6 protein-coding genes are annotated in these 10,410 nt (G+C 61.7%); all 6 read right to left on the bottom strand.

Annotated features, from left to right (window positions below; translation table 11 throughout):
- Positions 1-336: GTP-binding protein (locus tag FFS27_RS21300; protein ID WP_137952193.1), on the bottom strand; the 336-nt coding region annotated here is incomplete at its 3' end.
- Positions 337-366: 30 nt separating this feature from the next.
- On the bottom strand, positions 367-837 hold the full coding sequence (gene rpsG / locus FFS27_RS21295; protein WP_003093742.1) for a 30S ribosomal protein S7: 471 nt from the start codon (positions 835-837) through the stop codon (positions 367-369).
- 99 nt (positions 838-936) lie between these two features.
- A complete protein-coding gene (gene rpsL / locus FFS27_RS21290; RefSeq protein WP_003093744.1) occupies positions 937-1,308 on the bottom strand; it encodes a 30S ribosomal protein S12 in 372 nt (123 codons plus the stop codon).
- 151 nt (positions 1,309-1,459) lie between these two features.
- A complete protein-coding gene (gene rpoC, locus FFS27_RS21285) occupies positions 1,460-5,659 on the bottom strand; it encodes a DNA-directed RNA polymerase subunit beta' (RefSeq protein WP_003093745.1) in 4,200 nt (1,399 codons plus the stop codon).
- A 65-nt stretch (positions 5,660-5,724) separates the two neighbouring features.
- On the bottom strand, positions 5,725-9,798 hold the full coding sequence (rpoB, locus tag FFS27_RS21280) for a DNA-directed RNA polymerase subunit beta (RefSeq protein WP_003093746.1): 4,074 nt from the start codon (positions 9,796-9,798) through the stop codon (positions 5,725-5,727).
- Between the two features lie 221 nt (positions 9,799-10,019).
- Complete coding sequence (gene rplL, locus FFS27_RS21275; RefSeq protein WP_003093747.1) at positions 10,020-10,388, bottom strand: 50S ribosomal protein L7/L12; 369 nt, start codon at positions 10,386-10,388, stop codon at positions 10,020-10,022.
- Positions 10,389-10,410 lie beyond the last annotated feature (22 nt).

The raw sequence follows: 10,410 nt of genomic DNA, 5'->3' as shown, positions 1-10,410 counted from the left end.
CACCACGACAGCGCCGTCCAGTACACGCAGGGAACGCTCCACCTCGATGGTGAAGTCTACGTGGCCGGGAGTGTCGATGACGTTTACGCGATAGTTGTCGTACTGACCGCGCGAACCCTTCCAGAAGGTGGTAACGGCAGCGGAGGTAATGGTGATACCGCGCTCCTGCTCCTGCACCATCCAGTCGGTGGTCGCAGCGCCGTCATGCACTTCGCCCAGCTTGTGGTTGACGCCGGTATAGAACAGAACCCGCTCCGTGGTGGTGGTCTTGCCCGCGTCAACGTGGGCACAGATACCGATATTACGGTAGCGGTTGATGGGTGTAGTACGGGCCACAATAAGGTCCTCGGGGGTTGGGCAGCGCGATTAGAACCGGTAGTGCGAGAAGGCCTTGTTGGCCTCTGCCATACGGTGCACGTCTTCACGCTTCTTGACTGCTGCGCCCTTGCCTTCAGCGGCATCCAGCAGCTCGCCAGCCAGGCGCAGAGCCATGGACTTCTCGCCACGCTTGCGGGCGAAGTCCACCAGCCAACGCATGGCCAGGGCATTACGACGGGACGGACGGACTTCGACCGGAACCTGGTAAGTCGCACCACCTACGCGGCGGGACTTCACTTCGACCAGCGGAGCGATGGCATCGAGAGCTTTTTCGAAGGTTTCCAGGGGATCGGCCTTGCCGCGTTCCTTCACCTTGTCCAGCGCACCGTAAACGATACGCTCGGCAACGGCTTTCTTGCCGCTTTCCATCACGTGGTTCATGAACTTGGCCAGGATCTGGCTTCCGTATTTCGGATCAGCCAGCACTTCACGCTTGGCCGCTACACGACGTCTTGGCATTGATAAGCCCTCAAACGGTCTTCAGGTTAGCCCGGGACCATAACAGTCAAGTTACGCCCGACCTTACTCTTATCGACTCAGATAAATATAAAAACGCTATTACTTCGGACGCTTGGCGCCGTACTTCGAACGACCCTGCTTACGGTCTTTGACACCCGAGGTGTCCAGCGAACCGCGCACGGTGTGGTAACGCACACCCGGAAGGTCCTTTACACGACCGCCACGGATCAGCACTACGCTGTGCTCTTGCAGGTTGTGACCTTCACCACCGATGTACGAGGAAACCTCGAAACCGTTGGTCAGACGTACACGGCATACCTTACGCAGTGCCGAGTTCGGCTTTTTCGGCGTGGTGGTGTATACGCGGGTGCATACGCCACGACGTTGCGGGCAGTTTTGCAGCGCAGGCACGTCGCTCTTGTCGACCATGCGCTTGCGCGGCTTACGCACCAGCTGGTTGATAGTTGCCATCTATAGCTCCACTGATTGTCTTACGACACACAAACGAAATGACAGAGCGTGCGCCCTGCCAATTTTCGGGGTACAAAATAGTAAAGAGGTTCTTGTACACCGTCAAGACAAAGCCCCGGCTATCGGGATAGCCGGGGCTTGTCGTTGATGCTTAGTTACCGCTCGAGTTCAGCGCTTCGGTCAGTGCGGCTTCCGCCTCGCTGGCACTCACACGCTGCGGCTTGCCGAGGTCGCGCTGACGCTTGCGCTCGCTGTGGTAAGCCAGACCGGTACCGGCCGGGATCAGGCGACCCACGACCACGTTCTCTTTCAGACCACGCAGGAAGTCGCGCTTGCCGGTGACCGCCGCCTCGGTGAGGACGCGGGTGGTCTCCTGGAACGACGCCGCGGAAATGAACGACTCGGTCGACAGGGAGGCCTTGGTGATACCCAGCAGAACCCGCTCGTACTTGGCCGGGAACTTGTCCTCGGTACCGAGCTGTTCGTTCTCTTCCAGCACCTGGGTGAGTTCCACCTGGTCGCCTTTGATGAAGCTGGAGTCGCCGGACTCGCTGACTTCGACCTTGCGCAGCATCTGACGCAGGATGGTCTCGATGTGCTTGTCGTTGATCTTCACGCCCTGCAGACGGTAGACGTCCTGGATCTCGTTGACGATGTACTTCGCCAGCGAGCTCACGCCCAGCAGGCGCAGGATGTCGTGCGGGTTGCTCGGACCGTCGGAGATGACTTCGCCGCGGTTCACCTGTTCGCCTTCGAACACGTTCAGGTGACGCCACTTCGGAATCAGCTCCTCGTACGGATCGCTGCCATCGTTCGGCGTGATGACCAGGCGGCGCTTGCCCTTGGTCTCCTTGCCGAAGGAGATGGTGCCGCTGATTTCCGCCAGGATCGAAGGCTCTTTCGGACGACGAGCCTCGAACAGGTCGGCAACGCGCGGCAGACCACCGGTGATGTCACGGGTCTTCGAGGTTTCCTGCGGGATACGCGCGACAACGTCACCGATGCTCACCTTGGCGCCGTCGGTCAGGTTGACCAGGGCGTTGGCCGGCAGGAAGTACTGCGCCGGTACGTCGGTACCCGGCAGCAGCAGGTCCTTGCCCGCGGCATCGATCAGCTTCACGGCCGGACGGATGTCCTTGCCGGCAGCCGGACGGTCCTTCGGATCCATCACTTCGATGTTGGTCAGGCCGGTCAGTTCGTCGGTCTGACGCTTGACGGTGATGCCCTCTTCCATGCCCACGAAGGCCACGGTACCGTCCACCTCGGTGACGATCGGGTGGGTGTGCGGGTCCCACTTGGCGACGATGGCGCCCGGGTCGACCTTGTCACCTTCCTTGACCGAGATCACCGCACCGTACGGCAGCTTGTAGCGCTCGCGCTCGCGACCGAAGTCGTCGGCAACCGCCAGTTCGCCGGAACGGGAAACCGCGACCAGCGCGCCGTCGGCACGAACCACATGCTTCAGGTTGTGCAGGCGGATGGTACCGCCGTTCTTCACCTGGACGTTGTCGGCCGCGGAGGTCCGGCTGGCCGCACCGCCGATGTGGAAGGTACGCATGGTCAGCTGGGTGCCCGGCTCACCGATGGACTGGGCAGCGATGACACCGACCGCCTCGCCGATGTTGACGCGATGGCCACGGGCCAGGTCGCGGCCGTAGCACATGGCGCAGATGCCATGACGGGTTTCGCAGGTGATCGGGGAACGCACCACCACTTCGTCGACGCTCATCACTTCGAGGAAGTCGACCCACTTCTCGTCGATCAGGGTGCCGGCCGGCACGATGACCTCGTCGCTGCCCGGCTTGAACACGTCGCGCGCGATCACACGGCCGAGCACGCGCTCGCCGAGCGGTTCGACCACGTCGCCGCCTTCGATGTGCGGCGACATCAGCAGGCCGTGCTCGGTACCGCAATCGATCTCGGTCACTACCAGATCCTGGGCCACGTCGACCAGACGACGGGTCAGGTAACCGGAGTTCGCGGTCTTCAGCGCGGTATCCGCCAGACCCTTACGAGCACCGTGGGTGGAGATGAAGTACTGGAGTACGTTCAGGCCTTCACGGAAGTTCGCGGTGATCGGGGTCTCGATGATCGAGCCGTCCGGCTTGGCCATCAGGCCACGCATACCTGCCAGCTGACGGATCTGGGCCGCGGAGCCCCGCGCACCCGAGTCAGCCATCATGTACATGGAGTTGAAGGACTCCTGGTCGACTTCCTTGCCCTCGCGATCGACGACCTTCTCTTTCGAGAGGTTGGCCATCATCGCCTTGGACACTTCGTCGTTGGCCTTCGACCACAGGTCGATCACCTTGTTGTACTTCTCGCCCTGGGTTACCAGGCCGGAGGCGTACTGGCTCTCGATCTCCTTCACTTCGTCGGTGGCGGCGTTGATGATCCGCGCCTTCTCGTCCGGGATGACGAAGTCGTTGACGCCGATGGACACGCCGGAAATGGTCGAGTAGGCGAAACCGGTGTACATCAGTTGGTCGGCGAAGATGACGGTGTCCTTCAGACCCACCACGCGATAGCAGTGGTTGATCAGCTTGGAGATCGCCTTCTTCTTCATCGACTGGTTGACCACGTCGAACGGCAGGCCGGCCGGAACGACCTGGAACAGCAGCGCGCGGCCGACGGTGGTGTCGACGATACGGGTATTGGCGGTCAGTTGGCCGTCTTCACCCTTGATCTTTTCGTTGATGCGCACTTTCACGCGAGCGTGCAGGGACGCCTGGCCGCTGCGGTAGGCGCGGTCGACTTCCTGCAGGTCGGCGAAGGCCATGCCCTCGCCCTTCGCGTTGATCGCTTCACGGGTCATGTAGTACAGACCCATTACCACGTCCTGCGACGGAACGATGATCGGCTCGCCGTTGGCGGGCGACAGGATGTTGTTGGTGGACATCATCAGCGCGCGCGCTTCCAGCTGGGCCTCGAGGGTCAGCGGAACGTGGACGGCCATCTGGTCACCGTCGAAGTCGGCGTTGTACGCGGCGCAGACCAGCGGGTGCAGCTGGATCGCCTTGCCTTCGATGAGGACCGGCTCGAACGCCTGGATGCCCAGACGGTGCAGGGTCGGCGCACGGTTCAGGAGAACCGGATGCTCGCGGATAACTTCGGCGAGAACGTCCCAGACCTCGGGCAGCTCGCGCTCGACCATTTTCTTGGCGGCCTTGATGGTGGTGGCCATGCCACGACCTTCCAGCTTGCCGAAGATGAACGGCTTGAACAGCTCCAGGGCCATCTTCTTCGGCAGACCGCACTGGTGCAGGCGCAGGGTCGGGCCCACGGTGATCACGGAACGACCGGAGTAGTCCACGCGCTTGCCGAGCAGGTTCTGACGGAAGCGACCTTGCTTGCCCTTGATCATGTCGGCCAGCGACTTCAGCGGACGCTTGTTCGAGCCAGTGATGGCGCGACCGCGACGGCCGTTGTCGAGCAGGGCGTCGACGGCTTCCTGCAGCATGCGCTTTTCGTTGCGCACGATGATGTCCGGAGCGGCCAGGTCGAGCAGGCGCTTCAGACGGTTGTTACGGTTGATCACCCGACGATACAGGTCGTTCAGGTCGGAAGTCGCGAAGCGACCGCCATCCAGCGGAACCAGCGGACGCAGGTCCGGCGGCAGCACCGGCAGGACGGTCAGGACCATCCACTCAGGCTTGTTGCCGGAGCCCTGGAAGGCTTCCATCAGCTTCAGGCGCTTGGACAGCTTCTTGATCTTGGTTTCCGAGTTGGTCTGCGGAATCTCTTCGCGCAGGCGGCCGATCTCGTGCTCCAGATCGATGGCGTTGAGCAGTTCGTGAACGGCTTCGGCGCCCATGCGAGCATCGAAATCGTCACCGAACTCTTCGAGGGCCTCGAAGTATTGCTCGTCGTTCAGCAGCTGGCCCTTTTCCAGGGTGGTCATGCCCGGATCGATCACCACGTAGCTCTCGAAATAGAGCACGCGCTCGATATCGCGCAGGGTCATGTCCAGCAGCAGGCCGATACGGGACGGCAGCGACTTCAGGAACCAGATGTGGGCAACCGGCGAAGCCAGCTCGATGTGGCCCATGCGCTCGCGGCGCACCTTGGCCAGGGCGACTTCCACGCCGCACTTCTCGCAGATCACACCGCGGTGCTTGAGGCGCTTGTACTTGCCGCACAGGCACTCGTAGTCCTTCACCGGGCCGAAGATCTTGGCGCAGAACAGGCCGTCGCGCTCCGGCTTGAAGGTACGGTAGTTGATGGTTTCCGGCTTTTTAACTTCGCCGAAAGACCAGGAACGAATCATCTCGGGCGAAGCCAGGCCAATACGGATGGCATCGAACTCTTCGATTTGACCCTGGTTTTTCAACAGATTAAGCAAGTCTTTCAAGGCCTTTCCTCCTCACGGACCCGGTGCGACCGGCCTTGACCAGCCGCACCGTCTAGCGTCACGTGTTATTCGGTTTCCAGTTCGATGTCGATGCCGAGCGAACGGATCTCTTTGATCAGAACGTTGAAGGACTCGGGCATGCCGGCCTCCATGCGGTGATCGCCGTCCACGATGTTCTTGTACATCTTGGTCCGGCCGTTCACGTCGTCCGACTTGACCGTCAGCATTTCCTGCAGGGTGTACGCCGCGCCATAGGCTTCCAGCGCCCACACCTCCATCTCACCGAAGCGCTGACCACCGAACTGTGCCTTACCACCCAGCGGCTGCTGGGTAACCAGGCTGTACGAGCCGGTGGAACGGGCGTGCATCTTGTCGTCCACCAGGTGGTTCAGCTTGAGCATGTACATGTAGCCGACGGTGGTCGGACGCTCGAACTGGTTGCCGGTACGGCCGTCGAACAGACGCATCTGGCCGCTTTCCGGCAGGTCGGCCAGCTTCAGCATGGCCTTGATCTCACGTTCCTTGGCGCCATCGAACACCGGGGTCGCCATCGGTACGCCACCGCGCAGGTTCTTGGCCAGCGCGAGGATCTCGTTGTCGCCCAGCTCGTCGAGGTTTTCCTCGCGACCGCCGATCTCGTTGTAGATCTCGTGCAGGAACTTACGCAGTTCGGCGACCTTGCGCTGCTCTTCGAGCATGCGGTTGATCTTCTCGCCCAGCCCCTTGGCCGCGAGGCCCAGGTGGGTTTCGAGGATCTGACCGACGTTCATACGCGACGGTACGCCCAGCGGGTTGAGGACGATGTCGACCGGCGTGCCATTGGCATCGTGCGGCATGTCTTCCACCGGCATGATCACCGAGACCACACCCTTGTTACCGTGACGGCCGGCCATCTTGTCGCCCGGCTGGATGCGACGCTTGATCGCCAGGTAGACCTTGACGATCTTCAGCACGCCCGGAGCCAGGTCGTCGCCCTGCTGCAGCTTGCGCTTCTTGTCCTCGAACTTGTCGTCCAGGAGCTGGCGACGATCGCTGATGTAGGCCTGGGCCTTCTCCAGCTGTTCGTTCAGGGCGTCGTCCGCCATGCGCAGCTTGAACCACTGGCCGCGCTCGAGACCGTCGAGGTAGTCGTCGGTGATCTCCGTACCCTTCTTCAGCGCCGGGCCACCTTCAGCCTTGGCACCGACCAGGGCGGCACGCAGACGCTCGAAGGTCGCGCCTTCGACGATGCGGAACTCTTCGTTCAGGTCCTTGCGGATCTGGTCGAGTTGCATCTTCTCGATGGACAGAGCGCGGGAGTCGCGCTCGACGCCGTCGCGGGTGAAGACCTGAACGTCGATGACGGTACCCTTGGTGCCGGTCGGCACACGCAGGGAGGTGTCCTTCACGTCGGACGCCTTCTCACCGAAGATCGCGCGCAGCAGCTTCTCTTCCGGAGTCAGCTGGGTCTCGCCTTTCGGAGTGACCTTGCCGACCAGGATGTCACCGGCCTGCACTTCGGCGCCGACGTAGACGATACCGGCTTCGTCCAGCTTGTTCAGCGCGGCCTCGCCCACGTTCGGGATGTCCGCGGTGATTTCCTCTGGGCCGAGCTTGGTGTCACGAGCGACGCAGGTCAGTTCCTGGATGTGGATCGTGGTGAAACGATCTTCCTGGACCACGCGCTCGGACAGGCAGATGGAGTCTTCGAAGTTGAAGCCGTTCCAGGGCATGAACGCTACGCGCATGTTCTGGCCCAGGGCCAGTTCGCCCATGTCGGTGGACGGACCGTCGGCCAGGATGTCGCCGCGCGCGACCACGTCACCCTTGCTCACCAGCGGACGCTGGTTGATGCAGGTGTTCTGGTTGGAACGGGTGTACTTGGTCAGGTTGTAGATGTCGACACCCGCTTCGCCGGTCTCGACTTCGTCATCCGCCACGCGAACCACGACACGGCTGGCATCGACCGAGTCGATCACACCGCCACGGCGAGCCACGACGCAGACGCCGGAGTCGCGCGCCACGTTGCGCTCCATGCCGGTACCCACCAGCGGCTTGTCGGCACGCAGGGTCGGCACGGCCTGACGCTGCATGTTCGAGCCCATGAGTGCGCGGTTGGCGTCATCGTGCTCGAGGAACGGAATCAGCGAGGCAGCGACGGAAACGACCTGCTTCGGCGACACGTCCATCAGGGTCACGTCTTCCGGCGCCTTCACGGTGAATTCGTTCAGGTGACGCACGGCCACCAGTTCGTCCACCAGTTGACCCTTCTCGTTGAGGGTCGCCGAAGCCTGGGCGATGACGTGGTCGGCTTCTTCGATCGCCGACAGGAACACGATCTCGTCGGTTACCAGGCTGTCCTTGACCACGCGGTACGGGCTCTCGAGGAAGCCGTACTTGTTGGTGCGGGCGTAGGTCGCCAGGGAGTTGATCAGACCGATGTTCGGACCTTCAGGGGTTTCGATCGGGCACACGCGGCCGTAGTGGGTCGGGTGTACGTCACGAACCTCGAAGCCCGCACGCTCACGGGTCAGACCGCCCGGGCCGAGCGCGGAGACGCGGCGCTTGTGGGTGATCTCGGAAAGCGGGTTGTTCTGGTCCATGAACTGCGACAGCTGGCTCGAACCGAAGAACTCCTTGATCGCGGCAGCCACCGGCTTGGCGTTGATCAGGTCCTGCGGCATCAGGCCTTCGCTTTCGGCCATGGACAGGCGTTCCTTGACCGCGCGCTCGACGCGCACCAGGCCCACGCGGAACTGGTTCTCGGCCATTTCGCCGACGCAACGGACGCGACGGTTGCCCAGGTGGTCGATGTCATCGACGATGCCCTTGCCGTTACGGATGTCGACGAGGGTCTTGAGCACATCGATGATGTCTTCCTTGCTCAGGACGCCCGGACCTTCGATCTCGGTACGACCGATACGGCGGTTGAACTTCATCCGGCCCACGGCCGACAGGTCGTAACGCTCGGCGCTGAAGAACAGGTTGCCGAACAGGGTCTCGGCAGCTTCCTTGGTCGGCGGCTCGCCCGGACGCATCATCCGGTAGATTTCGACCAGGGCTTCCAGCTGGTTGCTGGTGTTGTCGATCTTCAGGGTGTCGGAGATGAACGGACCGCAGTCGATGTCGTTGGTGTACAGAGTCTCGATGCGCACGACCTGAGCCTTGGCCACCTTGGCCAGGAGGTCGAGGGTCAGCTCGGTGTTGCACTCGGCGATGATCTCGCCGGTAGCCGGATGCACGATCGCCTTGGCGATGGTACGGCCGATCAGGTAGTCGAACGGCACTTCCAGCTGGCTCACGCCAGCCTTTTCCAGCTGGTTGATGTGGCGGGCAGTGATACGACGCCCCTGCTCCACGATCACCTTGCCGCTGCCATCCTTGATGTCGATGCTCGCGACTTCACCGCGCAGACGCTGCGGGACCAGTTCCAGGTTCAGGGTCTCGCCCTTGATGTGGAAGACGTTGGTCGCGTAGAAGGCGTTGAGGATCTCTTCGGTGCTGTAGCCGAGCGCGCGCAGCAGTACCGAGGCCGGCAGCTTGCGGCGACGGTCGATACGGACGAACACGCAGTCCTTCGGATCGAACTCGAAGTCCAGCCAGGAACCGCGGTAAGGAATGATCCGCGCGGAGTACAGCAGCTTGCCGGAGCTGTGGGTCTTGCCACGGTCGTGGTCGAAGAACACGCCCGGGGAACGGTGCAGCTGGGAGACGATGACACGCTCGGTACCGTTGATGATGAAGGTACCGTTCTCGGTCATCAGGGGGATTTCCCCCATGTAGACTTCTTGTTCCTTGATGTCCTTGATCGCCTTGTTCGACGACTCGCGGTCGAAGATGATCAGGCGAACTTTCACGCGCAGCGGTACGGCGAAGGTCACGCCGCGCAGCACGCACTCCTTGACATCGAATGCCGGCTCACCCAGACGGTAGCCGACGTATTCCAGGGCAGCATTGCCGGAATAGCTGATAATCGGGAAAACGGACTTGAAGGCCGCGTGCAGACCGATATCGCGGAACTGCTCCTTGGTTGCGCCAGCCTGCAGGAATTCGCGATAGGAATCCAGCTGGATGGCCAGCAAATACGGCACATCCATGACGTCCGGCAACTTGCTAAAGTCCTTGCGGATACGTTTTTTCTCAGTGTATGAGTAAGCCATCAGCGTTCCCCAGCTTGGTCACCTGCTTGTTTGGCGTCTCCGACGGGAGCAGCCGGAAAATCTTGCAGACCCCTTGGCCTGCATTGCCCACTCGGGGCACTTTCACGTCTTGGGTGGAACGCCCGAGGCGAGTCCACCCAGAACGGAAAAAGGCCGGTGGCAAAAGCCACCAGCCATCAGCCTTTCGCTTGACGCTCGGGCTGTAGACGCAAGGTCGTCGCTTACTTGAGCTCGACTTTGGCGCCTGCTTCTTCCAGGGCTTTCTTGGCGGCTTCGGCTTCTTCTTTCGAAGCGCCTTCCTTCACCACGCCCGGAGCGCCGTCTACGACAGCCTTGGCTTCTTTCAGACCCAGACCGGTCAGTTCGCGAACGACCTTGATCACGTTCACTTTCTTGTCGCCAGCTTCGGCCAGGACGATGGTGAACTCGGTCTGCTCTTCGGCAGCGGCAGCAGCCGGGCCAGCAGCGGCAACGGTAGCTGCAGCAGCGGTAACGCCGAACTTCTCTTCCATCGCCTTGATCAGTTCGACCACTTGCATGACGGACATTTCGGATACGGCGTTGATGATGTCTTCGTTGGTCAGAGCCATGACTCTAATTCCTGTATTGGGG

It is taken from the genome of Pseudomonas sp. 2VD (assembly GCF_005503585.1).
In the GTDB taxonomy this organism is placed as follows: domain Bacteria; phylum Pseudomonadota; class Gammaproteobacteria; order Pseudomonadales; family Pseudomonadaceae; genus Pseudomonas; species Pseudomonas aeruginosa.
This window is presented reverse-complemented; position numbering and strand designations above follow the sequence as displayed.

Coding starts and splice junctions, on each gene's coding strand:
- rpsG (WP_003093742.1), bottom strand. CDS start 837: ATGCCAAGACGTCGTGTAGCGGCCAAGCGTGAAGTGCTGGCTGATCCG.
- rplL (WP_003093747.1), bottom strand. CDS start 10,388: ATGGCTCTGACCAACGAAGACATCATCAACGCCGTATCCGAAATGTCC.
- rpsL (WP_003093744.1), bottom strand. CDS start 1,308: ATGGCAACTATCAACCAGCTGGTGCGTAAGCCGCGCAAGCGCATGGTC.
- rpoB (WP_003093746.1), bottom strand. CDS start 9,798: ATGGCTTACTCATACACTGAGAAAAAACGTATCCGCAAGGACTTTAGC.